Source organism: Streptomyces rectiviolaceus (assembly GCF_039533825.1).
GTDB classification, from domain to species: domain Bacteria; phylum Actinomycetota; class Actinomycetes; order Streptomycetales; family Streptomycetaceae; genus Streptomyces; species Streptomyces rectiviolaceus.
This window is the reverse complement of record NZ_BAAAUG010000063.1, coordinates 12,906-39,579: the sequence shown is the minus strand read 5'-3', so window position 1 is coordinate 39,579 and position 26,674 is coordinate 12,906. Positions and strand designations below refer to the sequence as shown.

Sequence of the window (26,674 nt, the reverse complement as noted above, 5' to 3'; positions counted from 1 at the left end):
GGGCGCGGTCATCGGCCTGGCCGAGTGCGGGGACCGCGCGGACGGCGCGCGGTTGTGGCGGTTGCTCGCGCATCCGGCGCCCGGAGTGCGGGCGCAGGCGGTGGCCGGGCTCCGGGCCCTGGACCTCGCCGACGCGTCACGGCTGTGGCACCTGCTCGACGACCCGTCCCCCGGTGTCGTACGCGAGACGACCCTCGCCCTGCTGCCCTCGGCCCGGCAGCTGCCTGCCGACCGGCTCATGGAACGCACCGGGCCCCAGTGGCCCCGGCACACGCGCGTGGCCGCGTTCCGGCTGCTCTCCACGCACGGCGGGGTCGTGAGCCTGCGGGCGGCGGCCAGGCTCCTGGAGGACCCGGACGTGAAGCTGCGCACCTGGGCCGGGCAGTGCGTGCAGGGCCGGCACGCCTCGCCGGACGTGCGTCCCGGGGACCCGGAGGTGGCCACCCTGCTCGACCGGTGCCGCCATCTCTTCAGCGATTACGTGCTGCGAAGGCGCAAGCGGGCGGCCGGACTTGACGGCTGAAGCCACCGGACACCGGGCCGTGTCCGATAAACGAACCCACCTCCCCGGCTTTTGACCGGTTTCCTCTCTTGACGGTGGGTCGTCCCACCTTCAATATCAGGCAACGCGCTTGGCACCTCTCCACCTCACTCCAGCTCAGCGCAGCTCCAGCGCCCTGCGGCATCCGCGTCGCAGGGCGTCAGTACGTTCCGTCCCCTTCGCTGTTCGGAATACGGAGCCCCACATGAGACTCTCCAGACCCGCCCTGCCCCGCGCCCTGAGACGGGCCACCGCAGGCGTCGCCACCCTCGCCGCCGCCGGGCTGCTCGCCGCCACGGCGCCCGCGGCCCTGGCAGCCCCCTCCCCGACGCTCGCGGCCCCCGACATCCCGCTCGCCAACGTCAAGGCGCACCTCTCCCAGTTCCAGTCCATCGCCACGGCCAACGGCGGCAACCGCGCCCACGGACGCCCCGGCTACAAAGCCTCGATCGACTACGCGAAGGCCAAGCTGGACGCGGCCGGATTCACCACCACCGTGCAGCAGTTCACCTCCAGCGGCGCCACCGGCTACAACCTCATCGCGGACTGGCCGGGCGGCGACCCGAACAAGGTCCTGATGGCGGGTGCCCACCTCGACAGCGTCTCCTCGGGGCCCGGCATCAACGACAACGGCTCGGGCTCCGCAGGTGTCCTGGAGACCGCGCTCGCCGTGTCACGAGCACAGCTGGAGCCGACGAAGCATCTGCGGTTCGCCTGGTGGGGCGCGGAGGAGCTGGGTCTGATCGGCTCGAAGTACTACGTCAACAACCTCCCGTCCACCGAGCGTTCGAAGGTCTCGGGCTATCTCAACTTCGACATGATCGGCTCCCCGAACCCGGGCTACTTCGTCTACGACGACGACCCGGTCATCGAGAAGACCTTCAAGGACTACTACGCGGGCCTGAACGTCCCCACGGAGATAGAGACCGAGGGCGACGGCCGCTCCGACCACGCCAGCTTCAAGAACGTGGGGATACCGGTCGGCGGCCTCTTCACCGGCGCCAGCCGTACGAAGTCCAGCGCCCAGGCCCAGAAGTGGGGCGGCACGGCGGGCCAGGCCTTCGACCGCTGCTACCACTCGTCGTGCGACACCACGGCGAACATCAACGACACCGCCCTGGACCGCAACAGCGACGCCATCGCCCACGCCGTCTGGACCCTCGGCACGGAGACCCCCGTCCCGCCCGGCGACACGTACGAGAACACCGCGGACGTCGCCATCCCGGACAACGGCGCGGCCGTGACCTCGACGGTGAACGTGACCGGCCGCACGGGCAACGCCCCGGCCACCCTCAAGGCCGACGTCGACATCCGCCACACCTGGCGCGGCGACGTGGTCGTCGACCTGCTGGCCCCCGACGGCACGGCCTACCGCCTGAAGAACTCGAGCGGCAACGACTCGGCGGACAACATCATCGCGACGTACACGGTCAACGCGTCGAGCGAGGCGGCGAACGGCGCCTGGAAGCTGCGCGTACAGGACGTGGCGGCGCAGGACACCGGCTACATCAACAGCTGGAAGCTGACGTTCTAGACCTGGCCTCGTCCACCGAGGACTGAATCGGCGCGGTGGTCACGCGAAAAGCGCGTCCACCGCGCCTTTCAGGGCCTCGGCGACAGCCACCACGTCCGCGACGGAGCCGATGGCCATCATCAGGCTGCCCAGAGCCAGCTCCAGATACGGCCGTTGAGGTTCGCCACTCCGAAGCTGCTCGTCGATCCCCGCAAGGGCCATACGACCGCCGTCGATGCTGTGCACGTCGTCCGCATGCGCCTCCAACGCCGCCCTGAGCTCTGTGAGTCGAGCCTGGGCAGCCTTGAGTTTCGTCGCGGCTCCGGGGGTGTCCCCGAACACCACCTGCTGGTTCAGGTCACCCCCCGCTGCCCCCGTGGTGATCTGGTTGCCCGTTCCGCTCACCTCGGTGCGGTTGCTCACCGGCTTCTCTTGTCGTCCGCGCCGTAACACCATGATCACTCCTTCTTGGAGGGCTCAGCCGATGCCTGATCCGGCGCGCCCTGACTGCTGTCCTTGCCCGCCGCGGCCGTAATCACCTGGTTCTTGTCGCCGATCACAATCGTTTGATTGATGGCAGTCGACACTTGCTTGTCGAACTCTCCGAGGTCGGCCCCATGCTCGGCAAGGAAGACGCGTACCCTGGCGAACATCCACGTCTGGAGGATCGAGACGTGGCGCAGCACATCCTCCCACTCATGCATGTCTTCGACACTGCGCCGTGAGCAGTGCTCCCGCAGACTGACCGGCTTTCCGTCATCGTCGTCGAGCCCCACGAGGCCTGTCCCGCTCTGGGACTTGATCAACCGGAAGCTGCGCCTCACCACTTGATACGCCCCGTGAGCTAGGGCCGCTGCATCACCGACGGCGTGCAGGGGTACCAAAGACAGGTCGCCCGCCAGGGCCCACCCCCGGCGCGCTTCGACCGCCGTCTCTTTGAGGAGTGGCGTCATGACATGCGGCCGGGTGACGAAGTGCAGGGTCCGGCCTTCGAGTGCCGCGTGGGCAAAGACCGTGACCACGATCTGACCGTCCCAACTGACCACCTGCGCCGCAAGGTAGCGCCGTGACACCACACTGGAAGGTGCGCCGCGCGCGCCGCTGATCATCTCGTCCGCTTCCGGCCACTGATCGGCAGGGGTCGTCGGCAGTTCCTCCCACTGAGAGTCCGGTATACCGAGCATCTCGGACACATCGCAGTTTGGGAGGGAGTGCGTCTCGATGAGCACTCCGCGCAGGCTCTCCAGCTGGCGACGGACCTGGTCCATCAGTTCGTCCGCCTCGAACTCGCGTAACCCCTCGAGTTCATTGTGCTGTTGTGATCCGTCATCGTCCGCATCGTCTCCACCCGCCGCCTTGAGCTGGATGCGCGACGACCCCTTCGGCCACGCCAAGCGCCCGGCGCCAACGAACCGGTCGCCTTTCCCGTCTCTCTCGTAAGCAATGGCCTGCCAGGTCTCGGTCACTTTGACTGCCGCGACCCTCTTGGCGGCAAACGGTGCGGCGCTCGGCGCTTCGCCGATCCGGTGAGGGCCTCGCCGCACCGCGATGACATAGCACCAAGCCACCGACCGGTCCACGACGTAGACAGCAGTAACAGCCAGAGCCAACAGCGAGGCAGCCCGCAAACTTTGCCTCAGCCCTGTGCGCAGCAACGGCGCGTAGTTCCCGGCCAGTTGGTAGGCAGCGAGCACAACGAGCCCAAGCAGCACGAAGGAGACGAGCGAAGTGGTCCCCCACCGCAGAATGCGGCTCACTTTGCCGCCCCTGAGCCACATGTGCAGCAGCGCCCCCGCAACGATGCCGACCGCGCCCAGCGGGTATCGAACACCGGTCACAATCACCACCGTGATCAGGGATACGGTCCGTAGGCGCCACTGCCTCCGCGCCGCGACACAATGGGCGAGCACCGGCGCGAGGGAGAAGCCATACGAGGGGACCGGCCGCTTCGCCACGAAGAGCACCTCGCGCAGGGCCCACCTCGCCAGCTGTTCGCCTGCGGACGGGCTGAGCTGTGGCAGGGCCCGTCTCCTCCTGCCGAGCGCGATGTCTCGCGGACGCCCCAAAAGGACCTGTAGCTGCTTCACCCGGTTCGGACGGTCATGGACCGAGGCCGCCATCTGACGAGTGACCCCGGTATCGGGTATGGGGTCACGCTTGGCGTAGTCGGCCCGCCACGAAGACGGCCGCTCGAACGGCACCCCCGGCTCCGGCTCGACCTCTTCGGTCGAGCGGCTCTTGAGCCACCGTCCCGTCGCCCCGTCTTTCCATGACGCCAGTACCACGCGCTCTCCCCCGCAGACGCAGGTTGGCCATCCTCTCCGCCCGGAGCCAAGCTCGCTACTGGACTCCGTGGGATTGGCCGGTTCGCGCCACACCCCGGGTCAGGTCACGCGCCACTGCGCTATCAGCCCTCGTCCGCCGCCAGCGTCAACGAGATCGAGTTGATGCAGTACCGCTGGTCCGTCGGCGTCGCATACCCCTCGCCCTCGAAGACGTGACCGAGGTGCGACCCGCACCGCGCGCACCGCACCTCCGTGCGCACCATGCCGTGCGAGGAGTCCTGGAGCAGTTCGACCGCGTCCGTGTCCTTCGGGTCGAAGAAGCTCGGCCAGCCGCAGTGCGACTCGAACTTCTCCTGCGAGGTGAACAGCTCCGCTCCGCACGCGCGGCAGGAGTAGACGCCCTTGGTCTTGGTGTCCGTGTACTCGCCCACGAACGCGGGCTCCGTGCCGGCCTGGCGAAGCACCGCGTACTCCGAGGGGCTCAGCTCCGCGCGCCACTGCTCGTCCGGCTTCTCGACGTCGTACGACATGAGACTGAACCCCTTACTACTTCGACTTGCTGCTTCGACTTGCTGCTTCGACTCGCTACTTCGACAGTTCGGCCAGGATCTGCGGGCCGAGGTCCGTGACGTCGCCCGCTCCCATGGTGAGAACGAGATCACCGGGTCGCGTCATTCCCGCGATGGCCGCCACGGCCTCGGTCTTGTCGTGCGCGGCCCGTACGTCCGCGCCCGCCTCGACCGCCGCGTCGATGATCAGGGCGCTGGTGATGCCGGGGATCGGGTCCTCGCGGGCGGGGTAGATGTCGAGGACCACGGAGGCGTCCGCGAGGGCCAGGGACTGGCCCATCTCCTTGCCCAGCTCCTGCGTGCGGGAGAAGAGGTGCGGCTGGAAGAGGACCAGGAGACGTGAGTCGCCCGCGGAGGAGCGCATCGCCTCCAGGTCCGCGGTCATCTCCGTGGGGTGGTGCGCGTACGAGTCGATGACCTGGACGCCTGCCACCTCGCCCTTGAGCTGGAGGCGGCGCTTGACGCCGGTGTACGAGCCGATGGCCGACGCGAGGTTGTGCGCCGGGATGCCGAGCGCGATGCCCGCGGCCAGGGCGGCCACCGCGTTGTGTGCGTAGTGGCGGCCGGGGACCGAGACCGTGAAGGTCAGGAACTTGCCGTTGAGGATCACCGTGACCTCGCTGGTCAGGCCTCGCGGGGTGATCTTGTGGATGCGGAGGTCTGAGCCCTCGGACTCGCCGTACGTGACGACCTTCAGCTCGCCAAGGTCGCGGACGCGCTTCGTCAGCTCGGCCGCACCCGACTGGTCCGCCGCGATCACCAGGGTGCCGCCGGGGACGATCTTGCCCGCGAAGGTCTCGAAGGACTCGTAGATCTCGTCCATCGACGCGTAGTTGGCGTGGTGGTCGAGTTCCACGTTCAGGACGATGGCGACCTCGGGCACGTACTTGTGGAAGCTGCGGTCGCTCTCGTCCGCCTCGGCCACGAAGATGTCGCCGTCGCCGTGCAGCGCGTTCGAGCCCGGGGCGTCCAGGTCGCCGCCGATCGCGTACGAGGGGTTCAGGCCGAGGGTGGAGAGGGTGACCGCCAGCATCGACGTCGTCGTGGTCTTGCCGTGCGTGCCGGCCACCGCGATCGGACGCAGGCCCTCCATGAGGGAGGCCAGGGCGTCCGAGCGGTGGACTACCGGGATGCCAAGCTCGGTGGCGCGGGCCAGCTCGGGGTTGTCGGCGCGGATCGCGGAGGAGACGACCACGCAGGTCGCGTCGGAGGCGAGGTGCGCGGCGTCGTGACCGATGTGGACCGTGGCGCCCAGGGTCCGCAGGGCCTCGGCCGTGGCCGAATCCCGCGCGTCACTGCCCGCCACCTTGGCGCCGCGCTGGGCCAGGATCTTGGCGATGCCCGACATTCCGGCGCCGCCGATGCCGATGAAGTGCGGTCGGTCCATGGCGGTGGGCAGGCCGGGTGCCATACGTGTGTCTCCCCAAGAGTTACGGCAGATGAGCAGGGCCAGACTACCTGCGCCCCGAAGGGGCGCGGGGAACTGCGCACCCAGCCCCCACCGGGCCCGCGGATCAGGCACCGCGCCCAGCGGGACGCTAGTCCTCCGTGTGCGAGAACAGCTTCAGGACCGGTACGCCCACCTTGTGCCGGGCACGTGACGCCCAGTCCCGGTGGAAGAACTCTTCCACGTAGTGCGGGTCGGTCAGCACGATGACCTCGTCCGCGTCCGCCTCGTCGACCAGCTGCTTGAGCGCGTCGAGGGGGTGGTCCTCGATCAGCTGTCCGCTCGCCTCGCAGCCCGCCGCGCGCAGTGCCGTCAGCGAGACCGCGAGCGCCTTCTGCGCGGGGGCCGTGGCGTCCTGCCCCTCGGGGACGTCCCCTTCCTTCGCCGCTTCGTCGAGCTCCCCCAGAGCCACGTCGTCGATGGCCCGCAGCAGGCGGTCGGCCTGATCGCCGCGGGGCTGGAGCAGCACCCGGAAGGTGACCGTCTCGTCGCCGTGCAAGGTGGTGACGAACTCCACGTCAGCGGAGGTCAGGGCCTTCTCGATCATCAATACGCTTGTGAACACGACAGGCGCCCTTCTCATCCGTGGGCTGCCGAGAGTCTGTCTCGACAGGCCCCTGCGGAAACCATCCTGCCCCGTGGCCGCACGGGGTCTGCGACTTTTAGTGTGCCCAACGGAAGCGAAACGGAACGGCTGATTCCGCTGATTGTCAGGTTCGACGGTATCGGGTGAAGAGGAACCCGGCCTCCTCCAGTACGGAAGCCAGGGCGAATCGTTCCGGCACCTCCACCGCGGACCCCCAGGCGATCCGCTGCGCGTCCCCCGCGGTGAGCATCGGGGACACCGTCAGGCAGAGCTCGTCCAGGGCTCCCGCCGCCACGAACTGGCCGAGCAGCCGGGGCCCGCCCTCCGTGAGCAGCCGGGTCAGGCCGCGCTCGGCCAGGGCGGGCGCGACCCGCTCCGGCTCGACCACCGCGCCCTCCCCCGCGACCACCACCACGGCGCCCGCCTTCTCGGCCGCGGCAACCCGGTCGGCGGGCGCCGCCGCCCCGGTCACCACGAGCGTGGGCACCAGGGGCGCGGTGAAAAGCGGAAGGGCGAAATCCAGGTCGAGGCTCGCGCTGACGACGGCGATCGCGGGCGCCACCGTCTGTCCCGCAGCGGCCCTGCGCTCGGCGAAGGCCTCACGCGCGCGTGCCGGGCGGTAACCCTCCTTGCGGACCGTTTCGGCACCCACGACCACGACGTCGGCGATTCCCCGCAGCGTGCCGAAGATCCGCATGTCCGTGGCGTTCGAGATGGGCTGCGACCGGCCGTCGTGCTGGGCCGCCCCGTCGAGCGTGGACACCATGTTGGCGCGCAGCCAGGCGGTGTCGCCCGAGGGGTAGGCGTACGCGTCGGCCAGCTCCCCCAGCCCCCACTCTCGTACTGATGTTTCGGCTGTCTGGTCGGTCACAGGGAACAGGCGTCGCATGTCCAGCAGTCTTGCACGGCGCTTAGAGTTAGGGACCGTGTCGTCCTCCACCGCAGCCTCCGGGCAGAGCCCCATAGCCGAAGCGGCTCCCCTGTCGCTGTGCGCCCGCGAGCCCCACGTCCCCGCCGACCGCCTGGTCGCCGAGATGGTGCCGCCCCCGCGCTTCGACTCCGTCCGCTTCGATACGTACATCCCGGACCCGAACCAGCCCAGCCAGACCGAGGCCGTGCGGGTCCTGAGCGGCTTCGCGGCCGGGCTCGGCGGGGCGCACGCGTCCGGCGCGGGCAAGCGCCGCTGGTTCCAGAAGAAGGCCGCCGCACCCACGGGCCCCCGGGGCGTCTACCTCGACGGCGGCTACGGCGTGGGCAAGACCCACCTTCTGGCCTCCCTCTGGCACGCGACGCCCGCCGCACCCGAGCAGAAGGCGTTCGGCACCTTCGTCGAGCTGACGAACCTGGTCGGGGCGCTCGGCTTCCAGCAGACCGTGCGCACCCTCAGCGGTCACCGGCTGCTCTGCATCGACGAGTTCGAGCTCGACGACCCGGGTGACACGGTGCTCGTCTCCTCGCTGCTCGCGCGGCTGGTCGAAGAGGGCGTGGCGCTCGCCGCGACCTCGAACACGCTGCCGGGCAAGCTCGGCGAGGGCCGGTTCGCCTCCGCCGACTTCCTGCGCGAGATCCAGGGCCTTGCCACCCATTTCCAGTCGCTGCGGATCGACGGCGAGGACTACCGCCACCGGGGTCTACCGGAAGCCCCCGCTCCGTACTCGGACGAGCAGGTCACCAAGGCCGCGTACGCGACGGACGGTGCCAGCCTCGACGACTTCCCGCATCTGCTCGACCACCTCGCGCGCGTCCACCCCAGCCGGTACGGCGCGCTCACCGACGGGCTCGAGGCCGTCTGCCTCACCGACGTCACGCCCGTCCCCGACCAGTCGACCGCGCTGCGCCTTGTGGTGCTCGCCGACCGTCTGTACGACCGCGAGGTCCCCGTGCTCGCATCGGGCGTCCCCTTCGACCAGCTGTTCAGCGAGGAAATGCTGAACGGCGGCTACCGGAAGAAGTACTTCCGGGCGATCTCACGGCTCACCGCACTCGCGCGGGACGCGAAGGGCCTCGTGAAGCCGTAGCGACTCACCGCTACGCGCGTGGTTCCCGCCCGCCTGGGCACGTGGTACACACATCCGGTCATGTTCCTGTCCGCCAGCAGGAGGTCGACCTTTTATGTCCACGACACGACGTCAGGTGCTAGCCCGTACCGGTGCGGTGGGTGCGGGAATCGCCTTCACCGGCGCGCTCACGGAGCTCTTCGCCGGGAGCGCGGCCGCGCAGGGCAAGGCCGGGTACGGGCCGCTGGTGCCCGACCCCGCCGGCCTTCTCGATCTGCCGAAAGGTTTCCGCTACAAGGTGCTCTCGCGGGAGGGCGGCGATCTGCCGTCCGGTGAGGGCAAGGTGCCGAGCAACTTCGACGGCATGGACGCGTTCCGCGGCAAGCGGGGCGGCGTCCATCTCGTACGCAACCACGAGAACCGCCACAACGGCAGAACACCCGTGCCCACGGTCGAGGGCCTCACCTACGACCCGATGGGCAAGGGCGGCTGTACGGCGCTCGCACTCGACCGCCACAACAACGTCCTGGACGAGCGCGTCGCCATCGCCGGGACCGCGGTCAACTGCGCGGGCGGGCCGACCCCTTGGGGCACCTGGCTCACCTGCGAGGAGACCGAGGACAAGGCCGGTACGAACGGCTACACCAAGGACCACGGCTTCATCTTCGAGGTCGACCCCGTCGACCCGCGCCGCACCGGAGCCGTGCCGCTCACCGCGATGGGCCGCTTCCAGCACGAGGCGATCGCCGTCGACCCCCGCAGGGGTGTCGTCTACGAGACCGAGGACGCCTTCCTCAAGCCCTTCGGCCTCTTCTACCGCTTCCTGCCCAAGAAGCCCGAGGGCGGCCTTGGTTCGCTCCGCGCGGGCGGCAAGCTGCAGGCCATGCGGGTGCCCGGCGTGCCCGACCTCTCCGCGATCCAGGAGACGGGGGCGTGCTTCGAGGGCGTCGAGTGGGTCGACGTACCTGACCCGCTGGCCGCCCAAACCCCCATCAGGAACCAGGACTTCGGGCCCAAGGGCATCACGCACGCACAGAAGCTGGAGGGCTGCTACTGGGGCGGGAAGTCCGTCTATTTCGTGTCGTCGTTCGCGCACAGCGCGGAGGGCTCCGCGGCCGACCACTTCGGCCAGGTCTGGCGCTACGACCCGTCCGAGCGCCGCCTCACCCTCGTGATCGTCTTCGGCCCGAGCACCGACATCCAGCTCCCCGGCGAGTCCCCGGACAACATCTGCCTCGCGCCCAGCGGAGGCCTGATGGTGGCCGAGGACGGTGACGGCGCGCAGCACGTGTACGGCCTGACGCGGCGCGGAGAGGTCTACACGATGGCCCGCGGCCGGCAGAACGTCGGCACTCCGGAGAAGCCCGAGTGGGGCGAGTTCGCGGGCGTCTCGTTCTCGCCGGACCACGACACGATGTACGTCAACTGCTATAACCCCGGCACGACGTTCGCCGTGACGGGACCCTGGCACCGAACCTGACCTGACCTGACCTGACAAGGGTGCGCGGCGGCCTGTTCCGGCCGCCGCGCACCCCGTACAGGGCTCAGGCCCCTAGGAACCGATCACCGGATAGTGGTCGGACAGGTTGGTGTACGTGTACTGCTTGCCCCAGCTGGAGACCGTCCAGGGCGCGCTCTGCTCCTTGACCACCTCGTTGTGCCAGGTGGCGGGCCGGGCGTGGCCCTCGCGGTGCAGGACGTAGTCCAGGTCCTCGCGGGGGTCGTCCGGGTAGCGCTCGGCGGCGATGGAGTTGTCCTGGGTGTCGAAGGAGTACGGGTGACCCGTACGGCCGTCGGCGGGGGCGAAGCCGCCGTCGGCGAGCATCGACGCGTACTCGTCGCTGTGCGAGTCGACGTTGAAGTCGCCCGCCACGACGACCTGTTCACCCGCCGGGATCTTCTTGGCGTCCAGGAAGGCGTCCATCTCCTTGAACTGCGTGGCGCGGGTCGCGGCCGCCTCGCCGGATCCGCAGCCCGGGTCGGTGGACTGGGTGTGGGTGCCGACGACGTGCACCTTCGTGCCGTTGACGTCCAACTGGGCATAGACGAAGCCCTTGTTGGAGTACGAGTCGGAGCCGCAGGCGTCCTTGTAGACGTACTGCTCCTTGCGCACGATCGGCCACTTGCTCAGGATCGTGACCCCGCCGTCCTCCGGGGACACCGAGGAGTACGCGCCGCCGGTGGCGTCCCAGCCGCCCTTGCCGCGGCCCATGACGGGGGTCTGGTGCGGGTAGCGGTCAGCGGCGTTGGCCATCAGCGCGTCGGAGGAGGAGTTGTCGAAGGCCTCCTGGAGGACGACCACGTCCTTGCCCTGGAAGAAGTCCGCGGCCGGAATGGCCTTGGCGCGGTGGTCCTGGCCCCAGTTCGGGTAAAGGTTCTTGCTGAAGAGGAACGCGTTGTACGAGAGCACCTTGAGTGCGGGAGTGTCGACAGAGGCGGCAGGCGCGTCGGCGGCGGTCGCGGACGGGGCGACGGCGGCGAGCGTGGCCGCGGCGAGCACGGTGGTGATCGCGGCGGCGTGAGTCCTGCGCAGCGCTGGGTGCGGCACTGAATCTCCTGAGAGTGGGGGGTTGTTGGAGGTGGTGTTGGAGGGTGCGCGTGATGTGACTGATGGGGCGCCGCAATCCAATCAGCCGTGATTACTTCTGGGGATACTTCACATGAACAAAGATCCCGCGGCCGAAGCGTGACGTTTTTGTGTGACCCACCAGGACTGAAATGATCAGCCACGGCGGCGACAGGGAGACGCTCTACCGGCCCCGGGATCAGAGATCGGCGAGCGTGCTCTCCACCGTGTCGAGCAGCGCCTGCCGGTCGTCCTGGACGCGGGCGAGGATGCGCAGCCCGTAGTAGGTGCTCTGCACCCGGCGCGCGACGCTCCCCGCGTCGGCCGTGGAGCGGAGCTCACCCGTGCGCCTGCCGGCCGCCACGACCGCGCGCAGCTCCTCCTCCACCCGGTCGAAGTTGCGCCGCACCGCGTCCTTGACCTCCGGGTCGAGCCCGGCGATCTCGACGGCCGCGTTGATCGCGAAGCAGCCGCGCCCGTCCGCCTCGTCGAGGTCGGCGTCCACGGCGTGCACCATCATGTCCCGCAGCCGCTGTTTCGCCGGTCCTTCGCCCCGCAGGATCTCGATCTGCTCGGCGGTGCTGGTCTCGTAGTAACGCCGCAGGGCGCGCAGATAGAGCTGCCGCTTGCCGCCGAAGGTGTTGTAGAGGCTGGAGGGCCCGAGCCCGGTGCTTTCGCACAGCGCGCGCGTCGACGTTCCCTCGTAGCCATGACGCCAGAACGTCTCCATGGCCGCGGTGATGACGCGGTCCTCGTCGAACTCTCGTGGCCTGGCCATGGCCCCACAGTACGGGTTTTGGAATACACGTACAAAATGCCGTCCCGGGATGTCCGTGTCATCACGCGGCCACCCGCGTACGCTCCCGGGGCTCCGTCACGGCACCCCGCTCCGCCCGTTCGAGTCGCGCCGCCCAGAGCACGGCCGCCGCTCCTGCGGTGGCGAGGGCGGCGCCGACCCAGGCGACGGAGGCGTAGCCGAGTCCGGCGTCGATGGTCAGGCCGCCGATGAGCGGTGCCACGGTGTTGCCGACGTTGAAGGCGGCCGTATTGGTGGCACCGGTCAGCGTCGGGGCGGCCGGGGCGAGGGTGAACACCCGTGACTGGAGCGCCGGATTGGTCACGTACCCGACAAGACCGAGGAGAAAGACAAGGCCGATCACGACGACGGTCGAGCGAGCCGTCAGCGCGAGCAGCACGGAGAAGAGTGCGAGCGCGCCGAGTCCCAGGCCGAGGGTCCGCAGGGGGCGCACCTCGGCCGTGCGTCCGCCGATGACAAGGCCCACCATCCCGCCGACACCGAACAGGGCGAGGACCGCGGGCACCCACCCCTCGGAGACTCCGCTCACGTCGGTCAGCAGCGGCGCGAGATAGCTGAAGGTGACGATGACCGCGCCGAAGGTGAAGGCCGTGATGGCGTACGAGAGCCAGAGCTGGGGGCGCGCCATGCCGCGCAGCTCGGCCTTCACCGACGTACGCCCGGCCTCGCCCCGGCCGCCGGGGACGACGAGCAGCGTGCACACCAGGCTCACCACGGTGGCCGCGGCCACCGCCCAGAACGCGGCGCGCCAGCTGGAGTACTGGCTCAGCAGGGTGCCCGCCGGGACACCGACGACCGTGGCCAGCGTCAGACCGCCCGCCACGATCGCGACGGCCTTCCCCTTGGCCGCCGGCGGCACGAGGGCGACCGCGGTGGCCACGGCCACGCCCCAGTACCCCGCGTACGCGAGGGCGCTGACCACGCGGGTGACGAAGAGGACCCCGTAGCCGGGCGCGAGCGCGCCGATCACGTGGGCGACGACGAAGACCGCTTGCAGGGAGACGAGGGCGGTCCGCCGGGGCCAGCTCAGGGTGGCCACCGCGAGCAGCGGCGCGCCGACGACCATGCCGATCGCGAAGGCCGAGATCAGCAGCCCCGCGTCCGGGATCGACACCCCTAGGTCGGCGGCCATGCCCGGCAGGAGGCCGGAGAGCATGAACTCCGAGGTCCCCTGGGTGAAGATTCCGAGCCCAACTATGTACACCGCAGGCGGCATTGATGCTCCTCCTGATCCGGCTGATCCGGGTCGCGATTTTGGAGCAGTCGCTCCAGAACTGACGAGTCAGGACGCTAGCACATTCTGAATCGATCGCTTCAGAACTTGCCCCGCCGATGGAACCCCAAGATCAGCTACGGATCAGACCTGGCTGCCGCGCACTCCCGGGTGCACCCGCCGCCGCACCGGCACCGCCTCGTCGCCGTCCGCCACGAACAGCTCGGGGTGGCGGGCCTGGATCGTGCCGATGTCGTCGAACACGCCCTGGAGATGGCCGCGCAGCGCCCCCACGGCCGCCGCGTCGTCCCGCTCCTCCAGCGCGTCGACCACCGAGGTGTGCTCGTCGATGAGCGTCTCCACCCGATGCGGCAGCGGGAGGCTGAGCCTGCGGGCGCGGTCGAGGTGGGCCTTGGCGGTGGTGACGGTGCGCCAGAGCGTGCGATGCCCGCTGACCTCCATCAGGCGGCGATGGAAGGCCTCGTCAAGGCCGAAGAAGGTGTCCGCGTCACCGGCGGCGCAGGCCTCGCGCTGGAGGTCGAGGATCGCACGCAGGTCGGCGATGTCCTGTGCGTCGGAGCGCTTGACCGCCTCGTGCAGCGCGGCCAACTCGATGGCCTCGCGCACAAACTGAGCCTCCATCACCGCGGGAACGCTGATGCGGGAGACGAACGTGCCCAGCTTCGGGAAGACCTCGACCAGCGCCTCATCGCCGAGCAGGATCAGCGCCTCGCGCACCGGAGTGCGGCTCACCTGGAGCTCGTTGGCCAATTCATTCTCCGACAGCGGGCTGCCCGGGGGCAGTTCGAGCGAGGTGATCTGGCCGCGCAGGATCCCGTGCACGCGCGAACGGACCGATTCACGGGCGGGCGATACGCCGCTCTCGCGGGTGTGCGATGCGGCGCTGCGGGTCTGTGACGGTCGGCGATCCATGGGGCCAGCTTCTCACCCACGCCGGGAATTCACTACCATACAAGGCTTGTATGGTAGCTCCGTCGCAGGTAGAAAGGGTGCTGCTCCGGGAGCCGCCCGAGCCGCCCCCTGCCCGTCCCTCGTACAAAGGAGTCCGATGACGACGACGCCGACCACCCCGGGCCCCCACCAGAAATCCGCGGCGGAAACGACCCAGGACCCGACAGAGGAACCCGGCGGGGACACCGCTCCGCCCCGGCCGCGCGGCCGGGGGAACAACGTCCGCTGGGGCATCGTGGCGCTCTGCTTCGGCGGCCTCGCGGTCAACTACCTGGACCGCTCGACGCTGAGCGTGGCGCTGCCCGCCATGTCCAAGGACCTGCACATCGGCCCGGAGATCCAGGGCTTCGTCCTCAGCGCCTTCTTCATCACGTACGCGATCTGCCAGCTCCCGGCGGGCGCCGCCCTGGACAAGTTCGGCGTCAAGCGGGTGTTCGCGATCGGGGCGATCTGGTGGTCCCTCGCGACCGTCGCCATGGGGCTCGTACGCGGAGTCGGCACCCTGATCGGCGCGCGGATGCTGCTCGGGGCCGGTGAGGCCGCCGGGTATCCGGCGCCCGCCAAGGCGGTGTCCCGCTGGTTCCCGCGGCGCGAGCGCACGCTGGCCAACAGCGTCTGGGACAACGGCGCGCGGGTCGGCACTGCCATCGCCCTGCCGCTGGTCACCGCCATCGTCTCGGCCTTCCACTGGCGGGCCGCGTTCATCGTCTGCGGTCTGCTCGGCTTCGTCTGGATAGCGGCCTGGCTGCGCTGGTACCACGAGCCGGAGGACCACCCGAAGCTGACGACGGAGGAGCGGGCGTACATCGAGGGAGGTGGCGCGCGCTTCGAGCCGCAGGACACAGCCGACACAGCCGACACAGCCGACACGGTGGACGAAGCGGGTGCCAAGGCGGGCGGCGAGGCCAAGTCGCTGCGCTGGCGGGACCTGTTCCGCTACCGCACCGTCTGGGGCATGATGCTGGGCTTCTTCTGCCTCAACTACGTCATCTACTTCTTCATCACCTGGTTCCCCAGCTACCTCGTGGACGAGCGCGGCTTCGACCTGCTGAGCCTCGGCTTCTTCGGCACCATTCCCGGCCTCATCGCCATCATCGGCAGCCTGACCGGCGGCTGGACGGCAGACCGGCTGCTCCGCAAGGGCTGGTCCACCACCAAGGTCCGCAAGACGTGCCTGATCAGCGGCACGCTCTGCTCGTCGGTGATCGCCCTCACCGTCGTCGTGCCGACGGCGGCGGGCGCCCTCGCCCTCCTCTCGCTGAGCTACGCCTCGCTGACGTTCGCCACGGCCAGCGTCGCCTCGCTGCCCGCCGATGTGGCACCGACCCCGGGGCACGTCGCCTCGCTCGCCGGCATCCAGAACTTCGCGTCAAACGTCGCCGGGGCGCTCGGGCCGATCGTCACGGGGTTCCTGCTGGCCGCGTCCGGCGGCTCGTACGTGGTGCCGCTGCTCGTGTCCGGGGCGCTCTCCGTGGTCGGCGCGCTGACGTACGCGTTCGTGATCCAGCGGGTGGAGCCGCTGCCGATCCGCTGACGCTCCCCGCGAGCGAGCGCCCCGCAAGAGAACCCGCGAACCCACGAGTCCACGAACCCGCGAGAGAAATGGACGCCTCGTGACCGAGGAGACGAAGACCCAGCGCGCAGCTGTCCTGCACGGGCCGAAGGATCTGCGCGTCGAGGACCGCCCGGTGCCAGCGCCAGGGCCCGGCGAGGTCCTCGTGCGCATCGCCGCCGTCGGCCTGTGCGGCTCGGATCTGCATTACTACGCACACGGCGAGAACGGCCCGAACGTGCTGCGGACCCCGACCGTCCTCGGCCACGAACCGAGCGGTGTCGTCGTGGCTGCGGGACCCGGCGCCGAACACCACACGACCGGCACCCCGGTCGCCGTCGAGCCCGCCCACCCGTGTGGCCGGTGCGCGCTGTGCCGCGCCGGCCGCTACAACCTCTGCCCCCGGGGGACGTGCTTCGGGTCACCGCCCACCGACGGCGCCCTGACCGAGTACCTCGTGGTCCCCGAGGGCTTCGTCCATCCGCTGCCCGCTTCCATGGACGTACGCCACGGCGCGCTGATCGAACCGCTCGCCGTCGCCGTGCACGCCGTCCGCCGGTCGGGGCTCGTGCCGGGCGACCGGGTCCTCGTCACCGGGGCCGGGCCCATCGGGCTGCTCGTCCTGCAAGTGGCCATCGCCTCCGGCGCCGCTTCGGTGACGGTCTCCGACGTGGCCGATGCCAGGCTGCGGCACGCCGCCGAACTGGGCGCCGAGACCGTCGGCGCCGCGGAGTTGACCCCCGACCCGGCCAGGGCCACGGCCCTCGCCGACCCGGAAGGCTTCGACATCGCGCTCGACTGCTCCGGCAACGGCGGCGCACTCGTCGGTGCGATCCGCGCCCTTCGCCCCGGCGGCACGGCGGTCGTCGTCGGCAATCCGTCGGCGCCGGTGACCGAGCTGCCGCTCGCCTGGATGCAGCGCCAGGAGATGTCGCTGGTCACCGCCTTCCGGTACGCGGGTGACTTCCCGGCGGCGATCGCGCTCGCGGGGACGGGGCGGATCCGGCTCGGCCCGCTGGTGACGGCCTCGTTCCCGCTCGACCGTGCGGACACGGCGCTGACGACCGCGCTCACGGACCGCTCACAGCTGAAGGTCCTGGTCGAACCGGGCCGCGCGCCGGACTCCGGGGCACGACAGCCGGGCTCCGCGGCACAACGGTCCGACTCCGGGGCACGACAGGAGGAGACCGCTCGTGGCTGACCCGCGGACTTCCGGCAGCGCCCTGCCCCGCCTGGCCCGCAGCCGACTGCCCGTGCCCGGCGTCAAGCGCCCGCCGCACGCTCCCGACGCGGGCATCGTCCACCTCGGTCTCGGCAACTTCCACCGCGCCCACCAGGCCGTCTACACCGCCGACGCGCTGCGGCACACCGAAGGCCCGTGGGGGATCCGGGGTGTGGCCACCGGCCGGGGCCGGCGCGGGGCACATCCCGTGATCGAGGGCATGTCCCAACAGGACGAGCTCTACACCGTGCTGACGCTCGGTCAGGACAGCGGTCCGGCCGCCCAGGTGCCCGGCGTCCACCACCGCGGGCTCGTCGCGGCGCGTCAGGCGCCCGATGTGGTCGCGGCCATCGGCTCCGACACCACGCGCATCGTCTCGCTGACCGTCACCGAGAAGGGCTACTCCCTTGCCGGGGACGGCAGTTCACTCGACCTGGACGATCCCGCGGTCCGCGCCGACCTCGACGGGCGTGGTGACCCGGTGACGGCGATCGGATTCCTCGTACGCGGCCTGCAGCGCCGTCTTCGCGGCCACGCCTCGCCGCTCACCCTGCTCAGCTGCGACAACCTGCTGGGCAACGGCGAGCGCCTGCGCGCGCTCGTCGGTGAGTTCATCGGGGCCCTGCCCGCTCCCGAACGGGACGACCTGCAGGCCTACTTCACCACTTCGGTGTCCACTCCGAGCACCATGGTGGACCGCATCGCACCCGCCACCACGGACGAGCACCGCGCACTGGTGGCCCGCTGCTTCGGCGTGCACGACACCGTGCCGGTGGCCGCGGAGCCGTACCGCCTGTGGGTCCTGGAGGACGACTTCCGTGCGTCGCGCCCGGCATGGGAGCAGGCCGGTGCCGTCTTCACGGCGGATGTGGCCCCGTACGAGCTGATGAAGCTGCGTCTGCTCAACGGCGCCCATTCGCTCCTCGCCTACTTCGGGCTGCTGCGCGGCTTGCCGCGGATGGACCAGGCGGTGGCCGACGGACCGGTCGGCGCGGCCGTCCGCGCCGCGATGACCGAAGAGATCCTGCCGACCCTGACCGTGCCGGACGATGTCGAAGGACCCGCGTACGTGGAGGAGTTGCTGCGGCGCTTCGCCAACCCCGCCCTCGGGCACCGCACCGCGCAGGTCGGCTCCGACGGCTCGTTGAAGATTCCGGTGCGCTGGGCCGGTGCCATCGAGGAGAACCTCCGGGCCGGGCGCGTCCCGCCGGTCCTGGCGCTCGGGGTCGCGGCGTACATCAGGGTGGTGACCGGCGGGCCCGACGCCTTCGACGAGGCGGCGCTCGGCGTGGTGACCGACCCGGCGACCGCGCGGCTGCGGAAGCTCGCGGCGCGTGCGGGAGGCCCGGCCCAAGCGGCCCGCATCCTTGTCGACGCGGGCGGCTTCCTGCCCGAACACGTCGCCGCGCACGGGGAGTTCACCTCACTCGTGGCCGAGTACGCGACGGCGCTCGGCACGCCGCGTGGCATCGACGCGGCCTTGAGCGGGGCGCTCCGTACCGGCCACTGAACCCACCCTTCTCGCGTACGTCCGTCACGTTCCCCCCTACGAACCCCCACCCCCTACGAACCCCTTACGAAAGGGAGTCCAGGCATGGCCACCATCGTCGCCGCCGAGGTCTTCGTCACCAGTCCCGGCCGCAACTACGTCACCCTGAGGCTGACCACGTCCGACGGCGTGACCGGCATCGGCGACGCCACCCTCAACGGCCGTGAGCTGTCCGTCGCCTCCTATCTGCGCGACCACGTCTGCCCCACCCTCATAGGGCAGGAGGCGGACCGCATCGAGCACATCTGGCAGTACCTCTACAAGGGCGCGTACTGGCGCCGGGGCCCCGTCACGATGACCGCGATCGCCGCTGTCGACGTCGCCCTGTGGGACATCAAGGGCAAGGTCGCGGGCCTCCCCGTCTACCAGCTGCTCGGCGGCGCCGTGCGGGACGGCGTCACCGTCTACGGCCACGCGAGCGGCAACACCGTCCCCCAACTCCTGGACGACGTACAGCGGTTCCTCGGCCGCGGCTTCCGCGCGGTGCGCGCCCAGGCGGCGGTTCCGGGTCTGGAGCGGGTCTACGGCATGCGCAAGGGTGACGGCGTCACCTATGAGCCCGCCGACGGCGCGCTGCCCACCGAGGAGGTCTGGGACACCGGCGCCTACCTGGACTTCGTGCCCACCTACATGGCCGCGGTCCGCGAGAAGTTCGGGTACGGCTTCCAGCTCCTGCACGACGCGCACCACCGCCTTTCGCCGATCGAGGCGGGGCGGCTCGGCAAGTCCCTGGAGCCGTACCGGATGTTCTGGATCGAGGACCCCACCCCGGCCGAGGACCAGGAGGCATTCCGCCTGATCCGGCAGCACACCACGACGCCCCTGGCCGTCGGCGAGATCTTCAACTCCATCTGGGACTGCCAGTATCTGATCACCAATCGGCTCATCGACTACATCCGCACGTCGGTCTCGCACGCGGGCGGCATCAGCCATCTGCGTAAGATCTTCTCGCTGGCCGAGCTGTACGGGGTGCGCACCGGTTCGCACGGCGCGGGCGACCTCTCCCCCGCGTCCTTCGCCGCCGCGCTCCATGTCGACCTGTCCGTCCCGAACTTCGGCATGCAGGAGTACATGGAGCACATGCCGGGGTACGAGGAGGTCTTCACGACGTCGTGGCGGTTCGAGGACGGCCTGATGCACCCGGGCGACCGGCCGGGGATCGGCGTCGAGTTCGACGAGCAGGCGGCGGCGCGCTTCCCCTACGAACGCAAGTACCTGCCGGTGAACCGGCTCCGGGACGGGTCCGTGCACGACTGGTGAGCGCCGGGGGCGAATGAGCCGCGCCCACGGGTGAGCCTACGAGCCTGAACCGCGGGTGAGCCTACGAGCCTGACCCGCAGGTGACCGCCTCGCCCGCCGCACGCTCCGCCGCGCTGCGCAGCACGCAGAACTCGTTGCCCTCGGGGTCGGTGAAGACCACCCACCCGGTCCCGTCGGGGTTCCGGCGGTCCGACGCCACGCTCGCGCCCACCGCCAGGAGTCGCTGGACCTCTTCGTCCCGGGTGCTGTCGGGCTGGAGGCAGAGGTGGACGCGGTTCTTCTGGGTCTTCGGTTCGGAGACGGTGGCGAAGTAGAGATGGAGTCCGGTGGGCAGGGCGATGGCCGCGGTCGATTCGCCGGGGAAGTCGTCGTCGTTGAGCGGGTGGCCCACCACCTTGCTCCAGAACCGCGCCAGTTCGTAGGCGTCGGCGCAGTCGAAGGCGACGTTGAAGAGGGTCGAGCGCATGGGTGGGGCCCTTCGTCCGTGACGGCTGCGTTGTGCGTGGCGGCTGCGTTGTCAGTGGCGGATGCCATCCTGACCGTCATGATCTCGCTGACTCTCACCGGCATCGACGCGGCCCTGCGTGCAGCGTGGGCCGCCGACACCTGCTCCCCCGACGACGTCGCCCGCTCCCCGTGGACCGCCGACAACCCGGCGTGGGGGCACTGCGACATCACCGCCCTGGTCGTGCACGACATGTTCGGCGGCGAGTTGCTGGTCGGTGAGGTGTGGTCGGTCGATGGCGAGCAGCAGAACTTCCACTGGTGGAACCGCCTTGCGAGCGGGGTCGAACTGGACCTGACCAAGGAGCAGTTCCGGCTGGGCCAGCGGATCACTGCGCCGCGCGCCGTGGCTCGGCCCCCGGGCCGCCTGCCGCGCCGCCAGGCGGAGTACGAACTGCTGCGGCAGCGGTTCACCGAGGCGGCTTCCCTGAAGCTGCCCGACCAGGGGGCGGCGGTCGGCTCGTGACTCCGTGAGTCCGTGAGTCCGTGAGTCCGTGAGTCCGGAGGGTCTCACTCCGCCCGGCTGCTGGACTCCCTGGCCTCGATGTGTGCCGTCGACCTCCGGTGCACCGCGGGCGGTGTCTCCGGCTCCCGGATGAGGCGGTCGACCAGGGCGGCCACCTCGGCGGGCGGCGGGAGTTCGATGCGTACGCTCGTCAGCCTCGGCCTCAGCAGCCTGCCGAGCAGCAGGTCGTCCGCGCCGACCACGGCGACCTCTCCGGGGACGTCGATGCCTGCGTCCTGAAGTGCCCTCATCAGGAGCATCGCGTACTCGTCGTTGTAGGCGAACACCGCGTCCAGGTCCAAGTCCCGCCACCGGGCGGCGAGTTCGGCCGCCGATTCCTCGGTGTACGCCAGCTCGACCGGCTCCACCCGCGCGCCGGGGCACGCGGCGGCAGCGGCCCGGACGCCTTCGAGGCGCGGCGTACTGAACATGCCGAGGCCGTGTTCGAGCGGGACGACGACGCCGATGCGGCGCCGCCCGCCCGCGAGGAGATGCGCACCGGCCACGGCGCCGACCTCCTCCTGGTCCATGGCGATGCCGTGCGCTCCGGGGGCGGGCGGCAGCCCGTAGGAGACGACGGCCGAGGTGCCCGAGCGCTTCAGCGTCTCGACGGAGGCCTCGTCGAGGGGTGCGCCGATCGTGGCGATGACGGCGGCGGGCCGCAGCTCGGCCCAGGCGCGGGCGGCGGCCTGCGGGGCGCCTCCCGTACGCGCGCCGTGCAGGACGCCGGTGTGCCCGTACGCCTGCAACTCCGTCTGGAACGCGGCGACGAAGCCCGTGAACAGCGACCCGTACGCGGGCACCGTGTCCGCGGGCACGGCGATCAGGACGAGCCCGCTGCTGCCCGAGCGCAGGGACCTGGCGGCGGCGTGCGGAACGTATCCGAGCTCCTCGGCGGCCACCCGCACCTTCTCCTGCGTGGCGGCGCTGACGCGGCCCGCGGCCAGACCGTTCAGGACGTAGCTGACGGTCGCACGCGAGACACCGGCGTACCGCGCGACGGACGTGCTTGTCGGGGGTACGGGTCCCACACCCCCGCGCTCTGGGCTGTCGTTCATCCTGCTGCGCATCCTTTCACGGCGGCTTTTCGCGGCGGCCTCTCGCGGCGACCTCTCCTCTCCGGCGACCCATCCCGCCGCAGCTCTGGTGCGGGCATGAGGTGAGTGCTAGAAAGTGCACTTACACGTGTCAAGTTACACGTGTCACGAACCGTTTCGGCCATCTCGGCCGACCTTCTGATGAGGAGGGCAACGTGGCCCTTTCCGCTCACCAGGACCAGACTCCCCCGGACGCCGCCACCCAGGCCACGCGCCCCGGCGACGGGGACGGTGAGACCCGGGCTCCCCGCGGCCTCATGCCCCTCCTGACCTTGGCCAACACCGCGATGTACACGCTCTACGTCGGCGTGGGCAGCGTGCTGCTTCCGCTCCAGATCGAGCACATCGACAAGGCCGACAAGGTGGCCCTGCTCGGCCTGGTCAGCGGGGTCAGCGCGGTCTTCGCCACCGTCTTCAACCCCATAGCCGGCGCCCTCTCCGACCGCAGCGGCCGCCGCAATCCCTGGATCCTCGGCGGCGGCGTCGCGGCCGTCGGCGCGATGGCGCTGCTCGGCGGGGTGCGGACGGTGCTGCTCGTGACGATCGCCTGGTGTCTGGGCCAGGCCGTGATGAACGTCTTCCAGGCCGCGCTCACCTCGGTCGTCCCCGACCGTGTGCCGCTCGCCGCGCGCGGCAGGGCGTCCGCGGCCGTCGGCATCGGCCTGCCGGTCGGCTCGACCCTGGGCGCGCTCATCGGCTCGGCGTTCGCCGATCACCTCAGCTCCGGATATCTGGTGCTCGGCCTGTTCGTCGCGCTCTCGGCGGTCCTGTTCACCGCGTTCGCCCGCGAGAAGCCGAGGCCGCCCGCGCGGCAGTCGGCGGCGCGCACGCGGGTCCCGGTCGGGAAGCAGTTCGCGGCGTTCCTCGGCGCCCTGCGCCACCACGACTTCCGCTGGGCGTTCATCGGGCGCGCGCTGCTCGTGCTCGGCTACTTCTGCGTCTTCGGCTACCAGCTCTACATCCTGCAGGACCACATCTCCCTGCCGTCCGGCATGGAGGCCGAGGACGCCATCGCCGTCCTCGCGCCCGTCAGCGCGATCGCGATGGCCGTGTCCACCGTCGTCGGCGGCGTGCTCTCCGACCGGATGAACCGGCGCAAGCTGTTCGTCGCCGTCTCCGCGGCGGTCTCCGCGGTCGCCCTGGTCATCCCGGCCGTCTCGCCGAGCTGGACCGCGATGATCGTCTTCGCCGCCCTCAACGGCCTCGGCTTCGGCTGCTTCATGGCCGTCGACAACGCGCTGGTGTCCATGATCCTGCCGAGCGCCGATGACGCCGCCCGCGATCTGGGCGTCCTGAACATGGCGCAGGCGGGCCCGCAGATCCTGGCCCCGTTCGTCGCGTCCGTCATCGTCTCGCTCTGCGGGGGCAGCAACGGCGGTGGCTACACGGCCCTGTTCATCGCGGGAGCCGTCCTGTCCGTCCTCGGCGCGCTCGCGGTCCGTCCGATCCGCGGCGTGCGCTGAGGAATCGGCGGCCGGGGCTCGTTGGTTCACGTACGACGGCCCGTACAACCGGCCGCCGGCGCACACCAGTTCACGTACAAGAAGCAAGAAAGCAGGCCATCACCATGAAGCTGCACACCCGCGAATGGGGCACCGGCGACCGCGTCGCCGTCCTGGTCCACGGCATCATGTCGGACCACCGCACCTGGCGACGCGTGGGCCCGGCCCTCGCCGACAAGGGGTACCGGGTGATCGGCGTCGACCTGCGCGGGCACGGCGCGAGCGGGCGCGGCGGGTACGGCCCCGAGATATTCGCGGACGACCTCGTCGATACGTTGCCGCGCGGGGCGGAGCTCGCGATCGGGCACTCGCTGGGCGGGATGGCACTCGCCCTCGCGGTGGAGCGGCTGGCGCCGACGCGGGCCGTCTACTCGGACCCGGCGTGGGTGCTCGGCGCGGAGAGTTCGGTGGACCCGGCCGTGTTCGTCGAGTTCCGCAGGGCGACCCGGACGACGATCGCCAACCTGAACCCGCGCTGGGATGAGGCCGACGTCGATGTCGAGGTCGCCACGCTGGCCGCCTGGGACCCGGACACCGCGCTCGCACTCTCCGGGGCCAACGCGCTGGACCGCACGCCCGCCGCGCCCTCGGTCCCGTCCCTGGTGCAGGTCGCGGACCCCAGTTTCCTCATCTCCGATGAGTTGAAGGGGGAGTTGGAGCGGCGCGGATTCGAGGTACGGACGGTCAAGGGCGCCGGACACACCATCCACCGCGACGACTTCGACGCGTACATGGGATCGCTGGAGGGCTGGGCGTAGGAGGACCCCGCTACCGGCTCGGGCCGCCTGCCGGGGCCTGCGCGTCGAACACTCCCGCGTGTGCCGCGTGATAGGCGGCCTCGGCGCTCGTGTGGACCAGGCGTGCGTCGACCGGGGCGCGGAGGATGAGGATGCGGTAGTAGAAGGGCGCGCTCAGCGCCGCGATGACCTCGGTGGCCCGGGTGTCAGGCGGGAGTTCGCCGCGGTCGACGGCGCGGCGCACGAGCTGCGTGACGTGCTCGGTGCGTGCCCTGAAGGCGCCGCGGACGAGGTCGGCGATGCCCGGGTCGTGCGCGGCCGCGGCCACGATGCCCTCGATGAGGTGGTAATTGCGGGGCGCGGCCTGGAAGTTGGCGATGGCCTGAGCCAGCTCGTGCAGGTCCTGGCGGAAGTCGCCGGAGTCGGGGGTGGGGATCGTCGCGTAGTGCTGGGCCAGCAGGTCGACGACGACCCCTTCGACGGTGCGCCAGCGGCGGCGGATCGTCGACACGTGGACGCCGGAGCGCGCGGCGAGTCTGTCCAGCGTGAGCGCGTCGAGCCCGGCCGCGTCGAGTTCGTCCAGGGCAGCCGCGAGGACGGCCGTACGGGTGCGGGCCGTCCGCCCGCCGGGACGGGCCGAGCCGGGTGGAGGTCGCTCAGTCATCGGCGCCAATGTACTGGGCACCGATCTCCGCCCCCCGCCTCGGTCGGTCCGGCGGGCCTCGCTTTGCGTGACGGGCCTGCCTCTCGCTAACGTGAGCGCTCCTTAATGCGCCCTGACGAGCATTAGAGATGTGTCGGGTGACATGGAAGAACAACGACTGCGGGGGTTGCGGATGAACGCGAATTGGAAGGGCGCGCGCGTCGCGTCGAGTGAACGAGGCCTGTACGTACGGAAGTTGGCCTCGCTGCTCGGCGTGACGGCCAGGCGGCCCGGCGCGGCCTTCCGCACCATGCCGACCCGTACCCCCGTCACTCACTGACACCACACACTCGACGCGACGCGGCGCGGCCGGTGGTTCGGCCGTCCGGGCAGTGTGGCCCGCCCCGCAGCCCACCGTTCACCATTTTGTCGTTTTTGTGCCGATATGTTCGCCAGATGATCCCCTCGGCACGAAGACTGAGCTCCACCACCTGCGCACTGACCGCCCTCGCCCTGACCCTCACCGCGCTCGCCGCCTGCGGCGCAAACCCCGCATCAGGCAGCCGCGACCAGGCCGCGCGCGCCACGGCAAGCGCCCCGCCCCGCCCCGCGACCCTCGCCCCCGGCCCCGCGGGCCTCACCCCCGTCTTCAAGAAGGCGCCCCGCACCCCCGCGTCCGCCGCCCCCACCGTCGCCCTCACCTTCGACGCCGACATGACCGCCGACCAGGGGCCCCGCGCCGCGGCGGGCGAGCGGTTCGACAATCCGGCGCTTGTTGCGACGCTGCGCCGGCTGAAGGTGCCTGCGACGTTCTTCATGACGGGGCGGTGGGCCGAGGAGTACCCGGCGCAGGCCAAGGACATCGGCCGGGACCCGCTCTTCGAGGTCGCCAACCACTCGTACAGCCACTACGCCTTCACCAAGCGCTGCTACGGCCTGCCGACCGTCCCCGCCTCCCGTATGCGCGCCGACATGGAGCGCGCCTTCGCCGCCTTCCGCAAGGCGGGCATCGAGCATCAGGTGCCGTACTTCCGCTTCCCCGGCGGCTGTTACGACAAGCGGGCGCTGCGCGCGCTTGCCCCGGGCGGCGTCACGGCCGTGCAGTGGGACGTGGTGAGCGGAGACGCCTTCGCGACGGACGCCGACGCGGTGGCCCGGCAGGTGCTCGACGGGGTGCGGCCGGGCTCGGTCGTCGTCATGCACTGCACGCGCAGCGCGGCCCCCACGACGGAGCGTGCCCTGCGGACGATCGTCCCGAAGCTGCGCGAGCGCGGCTTCCGGTTCGTCCGGGTGTCGGAGCAGATCAGGGCGGCCGGGGAAGGAAGGGCGGCGAAGTAGGCGCGGATAGTCTGGCCCGCATGGACGACACCGCCGATGGCCCGTTCGCCGAGTGCGTGCTGTGCCGCGAGCCCACCGAGTACCCCCAGACGCACAAGGGCGTCACGCTGTGCCCCGTGTGCGAGTGGCACGAGGCGCAGCGCACGGCCTGCTCGGGCTGAGTCGCCCGGCACTCGCCCCAGGCGCCGCAGGTGTGCTCAACCCCTGCGCGCAGCCATCGCGCCTGCCACCCCCACCGCCGCCACCGCGAGCCCCGCCG

Annotated in this window: 27 protein-coding genes; 14 read left to right on the top strand and 13 right to left on the bottom strand. The window is 70.6% G+C overall.

What is annotated here, in order from left to right; genetic code table 11:
• Positions 1–523, top strand: a 523-nt coding sequence (locus tag ABD378_RS18905; protein WP_425583854.1) for a HEAT repeat domain-containing protein, incomplete at its 5' end; no start/stop codon positions are given.
• A gap of 223 nt (positions 524–746) precedes the next feature.
• A complete protein-coding gene (locus ABD378_RS18900) occupies positions 747–2,075 on the top strand; it encodes a M28 family metallopeptidase (RefSeq protein ID WP_344522094.1) in 1,329 nt (442 codons plus the stop codon).
• Between the two features lie 39 nt (positions 2,076–2,114).
• On the opposite strand, the gene ABD378_RS18895 is transcribed toward ABD378_RS18900, so the two are convergent.
• The 6 genes from ABD378_RS18895 to ABD378_RS18870 all read right to left on the bottom strand — a co-directional run bounded on the left by ABD378_RS18895 (position 2,115) and on the right by ABD378_RS18870 (position 7,830).
• A complete protein-coding gene (locus ABD378_RS18895) occupies positions 2,115–2,510 on the bottom strand; it encodes a hypothetical protein (RefSeq protein ID WP_344522093.1) in 396 nt (131 codons plus the stop codon).
• A 2-nt stretch (positions 2,511–2,512) separates the two neighbouring features.
• Positions 2,513–4,339, bottom strand: a complete 1,827-nt coding sequence (locus ABD378_RS18890; RefSeq protein WP_344522092.1) for a hypothetical protein — start codon at positions 4,337–4,339, stop codon at positions 2,513–2,515.
• Positions 4,340–4,461: 122 nt separating this feature from the next.
• Entirely contained in the window at positions 4,462–4,869 is a 408-nt protein-coding gene (msrB, locus tag ABD378_RS18885) for a peptide-methionine (R)-S-oxide reductase MsrB (RefSeq protein ID WP_344522091.1), read from the bottom strand.
• Between the two features lie 55 nt (positions 4,870–4,924).
• On the bottom strand, positions 4,925–6,319 hold the full coding sequence (murC, locus tag ABD378_RS18880) for a UDP-N-acetylmuramate--L-alanine ligase (protein ID WP_344522090.1): 1,395 nt from the start codon (positions 6,317–6,319) through the stop codon (positions 4,925–4,927).
• Between the two features lie 127 nt (positions 6,320–6,446).
• Positions 6,447–6,920 carry an indole-3-glycerol phosphate synthase gene (locus ABD378_RS18875; protein WP_344522089.1) on the bottom strand — a complete coding sequence of 158 codons (474 nt, stop codon included), beginning with the start codon at positions 6,918–6,920 and terminating at the stop codon, positions 6,447–6,449.
• Between the two features lie 145 nt (positions 6,921–7,065).
• Positions 7,066–7,830, bottom strand: coding sequence for a pyrimidine reductase family protein (locus ABD378_RS18870; protein ID WP_344522088.1), 765 nt, complete (start codon positions 7,828–7,830; stop codon positions 7,066–7,068).
• A gap of 37 nt (positions 7,831–7,867) precedes the next feature.
• Between ABD378_RS18870 and zapE the strand changes: the two genes are divergently transcribed.
• Together zapE and ABD378_RS18860 are read left to right on the top strand one after the other, a co-directional pair.
• Positions 7,868–8,959 (top strand): cell division protein ZapE, encoded by a 1,092-nt coding sequence (gene zapE, locus ABD378_RS18865; RefSeq protein ID WP_344522087.1) that lies wholly within the window; start codon positions 7,868–7,870, stop codon positions 8,957–8,959.
• A gap of 94 nt (positions 8,960–9,053) precedes the next feature.
• The gene (locus tag ABD378_RS18860; RefSeq protein ID WP_344522086.1) at positions 9,054–10,418 is read left to right on the top strand and encodes an alkaline phosphatase PhoX; all 1,365 of its coding nucleotides are present in this window, start codon (positions 9,054–9,056) and stop codon (positions 10,416–10,418) included.
• A gap of 72 nt (positions 10,419–10,490) precedes the next feature.
• On the opposite strand, the gene sph is transcribed toward ABD378_RS18860, so the two are convergent.
• From sph to ABD378_RS18840, 4 genes are all read right to left on the bottom strand, one after another.
• Complete coding sequence (sph, locus tag ABD378_RS18855; RefSeq protein WP_344522085.1) at positions 10,491–11,486, bottom strand: sphingomyelin phosphodiesterase; 996 nt, start codon at positions 11,484–11,486, stop codon at positions 10,491–10,493.
• A 217-nt stretch (positions 11,487–11,703) separates the two neighbouring features.
• Positions 11,704–12,282 (bottom strand): TetR/AcrR family transcriptional regulator, encoded by a 579-nt coding sequence (locus tag ABD378_RS18850; RefSeq protein ID WP_344522084.1) that lies wholly within the window; start codon positions 12,280–12,282, stop codon positions 11,704–11,706.
• Positions 12,283–12,343: 61 nt separating this feature from the next.
• Positions 12,344–13,537, bottom strand: a complete 1,194-nt coding sequence (locus ABD378_RS18845) for a Cmx/CmrA family chloramphenicol efflux MFS transporter (RefSeq protein WP_344522083.1) — start codon at positions 13,535–13,537, stop codon at positions 12,344–12,346.
• Positions 13,538–13,678: 141 nt separating this feature from the next.
• On the bottom strand, positions 13,679–14,467 hold the full coding sequence (locus ABD378_RS18840) for a GntR family transcriptional regulator (RefSeq protein ID WP_344522082.1): 789 nt from the start codon (positions 14,465–14,467) through the stop codon (positions 13,679–13,681).
• 136 nt (positions 14,468–14,603) lie between these two features.
• On the opposite strand from ABD378_RS18840, the gene ABD378_RS18835 reads away from it, so the two are divergent.
• From ABD378_RS18835 to manD, 4 genes are all read left to right on the top strand, one after another.
• Entirely contained in the window at positions 14,604–16,040 is a 1,437-nt protein-coding gene (locus tag ABD378_RS18835; RefSeq protein ID WP_344522081.1) for an MFS transporter, read from the top strand.
• Positions 16,041–16,119: 79 nt separating this feature from the next.
• A complete protein-coding gene (locus tag ABD378_RS18830; RefSeq protein WP_344522080.1) occupies positions 16,120–17,259 on the top strand; it encodes an NAD(P)-dependent alcohol dehydrogenase in 1,140 nt (379 codons plus the stop codon).
• Positions 17,252–18,790 (top strand): mannitol dehydrogenase family protein, encoded by a 1,539-nt coding sequence (locus ABD378_RS18825; RefSeq protein ID WP_344522079.1) that lies wholly within the window; start codon positions 17,252–17,254, stop codon positions 18,788–18,790. The genes ABD378_RS18830 and ABD378_RS18825 overlap by 8 nt, the downstream gene beginning before the upstream one ends.
• Before the next feature lie 84 nt (positions 18,791–18,874).
• Positions 18,875–20,089: a D-mannonate dehydratase ManD gene (manD, locus tag ABD378_RS18820; protein WP_344522078.1), complete on the top strand. Its 1,215-nt coding sequence runs from the start codon at positions 18,875–18,877 to the stop codon at positions 20,087–20,089.
• Positions 20,090–20,150: 61 nt separating this feature from the next.
• Here manD and ABD378_RS18815 read toward each other — a convergent pair whose 3' ends face one another.
• Complete coding sequence (locus ABD378_RS18815; RefSeq protein ID WP_344522077.1) at positions 20,151–20,555, bottom strand: VOC family protein; 405 nt, start codon at positions 20,553–20,555, stop codon at positions 20,151–20,153.
• A gap of 78 nt (positions 20,556–20,633) precedes the next feature.
• Between ABD378_RS18815 and ABD378_RS18810 the strand changes: the two genes are divergently transcribed.
• Positions 20,634–21,059, top strand: a complete 426-nt coding sequence (locus ABD378_RS18810; RefSeq protein ID WP_344522076.1) for a YunG family protein — start codon at positions 20,634–20,636, stop codon at positions 21,057–21,059.
• A gap of 44 nt (positions 21,060–21,103) precedes the next feature.
• Here the strand turns inward: ABD378_RS18810 and ABD378_RS18805 are convergent, their stop codons facing one another.
• Complete coding sequence (locus ABD378_RS18805; protein WP_344522075.1) at positions 21,104–22,156, bottom strand: LacI family DNA-binding transcriptional regulator; 1,053 nt, start codon at positions 22,154–22,156, stop codon at positions 21,104–21,106.
• Between the two features lie 194 nt (positions 22,157–22,350).
• On the opposite strand from ABD378_RS18805, the gene ABD378_RS18800 reads away from it, so the two are divergent.
• Both ABD378_RS18800 and ABD378_RS18795 read left to right on the top strand, forming a co-directional pair.
• Positions 22,351–23,658: an MFS transporter gene (locus tag ABD378_RS18800; RefSeq protein WP_344522074.1), complete on the top strand. Its 1,308-nt coding sequence runs from the start codon at positions 22,351–22,353 to the stop codon at positions 23,656–23,658.
• Between the two features lie 104 nt (positions 23,659–23,762).
• Entirely contained in the window at positions 23,763–24,455 is a 693-nt protein-coding gene (locus tag ABD378_RS18795) for an alpha/beta fold hydrolase (protein WP_344522073.1), read from the top strand.
• Positions 24,456–24,465: 10 nt separating this feature from the next.
• On the opposite strand, the gene ABD378_RS18790 is transcribed toward ABD378_RS18795, so the two are convergent.
• Positions 24,466–25,098, bottom strand: coding sequence for a TetR-like C-terminal domain-containing protein (locus ABD378_RS18790; protein ID WP_344522072.1), 633 nt, complete (start codon positions 25,096–25,098; stop codon positions 24,466–24,468).
• Positions 25,099–25,270: 172 nt separating this feature from the next.
• On the opposite strand from ABD378_RS18790, the gene ABD378_RS18785 reads away from it, so the two are divergent.
• From ABD378_RS18785 to ABD378_RS18775, 3 genes are all read left to right on the top strand, one after another.
• Complete coding sequence (locus ABD378_RS18785) at positions 25,271–25,417, top strand: hypothetical protein (protein WP_344522071.1); 147 nt, start codon at positions 25,271–25,273, stop codon at positions 25,415–25,417.
• Between the two features lie 116 nt (positions 25,418–25,533).
• Entirely contained in the window at positions 25,534–26,415 is an 882-nt protein-coding gene (locus tag ABD378_RS18780) for a polysaccharide deacetylase family protein (RefSeq protein WP_344522070.1), read from the top strand.
• A gap of 20 nt (positions 26,416–26,435) precedes the next feature.
• Positions 26,436–26,576: a hypothetical protein gene (locus tag ABD378_RS18775; RefSeq protein WP_344522069.1), complete on the top strand. Its 141-nt coding sequence runs from the start codon at positions 26,436–26,438 to the stop codon at positions 26,574–26,576.
• Positions 26,577–26,674 lie beyond the last annotated feature (98 nt).

Coding starts and splice junctions, on each gene's coding strand:
- ABD378_RS18900 (WP_344522094.1), top strand. CDS start 747: ATGAGACTCTCCAGACCCGCCCTGCCCCGCGCCCTGAGACGGGCCACC.
- ABD378_RS18895 (WP_344522093.1), bottom strand. CDS start 2,510: ATGGTGTTACGGCGCGGACGACAAGAGAAGCCGGTGAGCAACCGCACC.
- msrB (WP_344522091.1), bottom strand. CDS start 4,869: ATGTCGTACGACGTCGAGAAGCCGGACGAGCAGTGGCGCGCGGAGCTG.
- murC (WP_344522090.1), bottom strand. CDS start 6,319: ATGGCACCCGGCCTGCCCACCGCCATGGACCGACCGCACTTCATCGGC.
- ABD378_RS18870 (WP_344522088.1), bottom strand. CDS start 7,830: ATGCGACGCCTGTTCCCTGTGACCGACCAGACAGCCGAAACATCAGTA.
- ABD378_RS18860 (WP_344522086.1), top strand. CDS start 9,054: ATGTCCACGACACGACGTCAGGTGCTAGCCCGTACCGGTGCGGTGGGT.
- ABD378_RS18850 (WP_344522084.1), bottom strand. CDS start 12,282: ATGGCCAGGCCACGAGAGTTCGACGAGGACCGCGTCATCACCGCGGCC.
- ABD378_RS18845 (WP_344522083.1), bottom strand. CDS start 13,537: ATGCCGCCTGCGGTGTACATAGTTGGGCTCGGAATCTTCACCCAGGGG.
- ABD378_RS18840 (WP_344522082.1), bottom strand. CDS start 14,467: ATGGATCGCCGACCGTCACAGACCCGCAGCGCCGCATCGCACACCCGC.
- ABD378_RS18835 (WP_344522081.1), top strand. CDS start 14,604: ATGACGACGACGCCGACCACCCCGGGCCCCCACCAGAAATCCGCGGCG.
- manD (WP_344522078.1), top strand. CDS start 18,875: ATGGCCACCATCGTCGCCGCCGAGGTCTTCGTCACCAGTCCCGGCCGC.
- ABD378_RS18815 (WP_344522077.1), bottom strand. CDS start 20,555: ATGCGCTCGACCCTCTTCAACGTCGCCTTCGACTGCGCCGACGCCTAC.
- ABD378_RS18810 (WP_344522076.1), top strand. CDS start 20,634: ATGATCTCGCTGACTCTCACCGGCATCGACGCGGCCCTGCGTGCAGCG.
- ABD378_RS18805 (WP_344522075.1), bottom strand. CDS start 22,156: ATGAACGACAGCCCAGAGCGCGGGGGTGTGGGACCCGTACCCCCGACA.
- ABD378_RS18795 (WP_344522073.1), top strand. CDS start 23,763: ATGAAGCTGCACACCCGCGAATGGGGCACCGGCGACCGCGTCGCCGTC.
- ABD378_RS18790 (WP_344522072.1), bottom strand. CDS start 25,098: ATGACTGAGCGACCTCCACCCGGCTCGGCCCGTCCCGGCGGGCGGACG.
- ABD378_RS18785 (WP_344522071.1), top strand. CDS start 25,271: ATGAACGCGAATTGGAAGGGCGCGCGCGTCGCGTCGAGTGAACGAGGC.
- ABD378_RS18780 (WP_344522070.1), top strand. CDS start 25,534: ATGATCCCCTCGGCACGAAGACTGAGCTCCACCACCTGCGCACTGACC.
- ABD378_RS18775 (WP_344522069.1), top strand. CDS start 26,436: ATGGACGACACCGCCGATGGCCCGTTCGCCGAGTGCGTGCTGTGCCGC.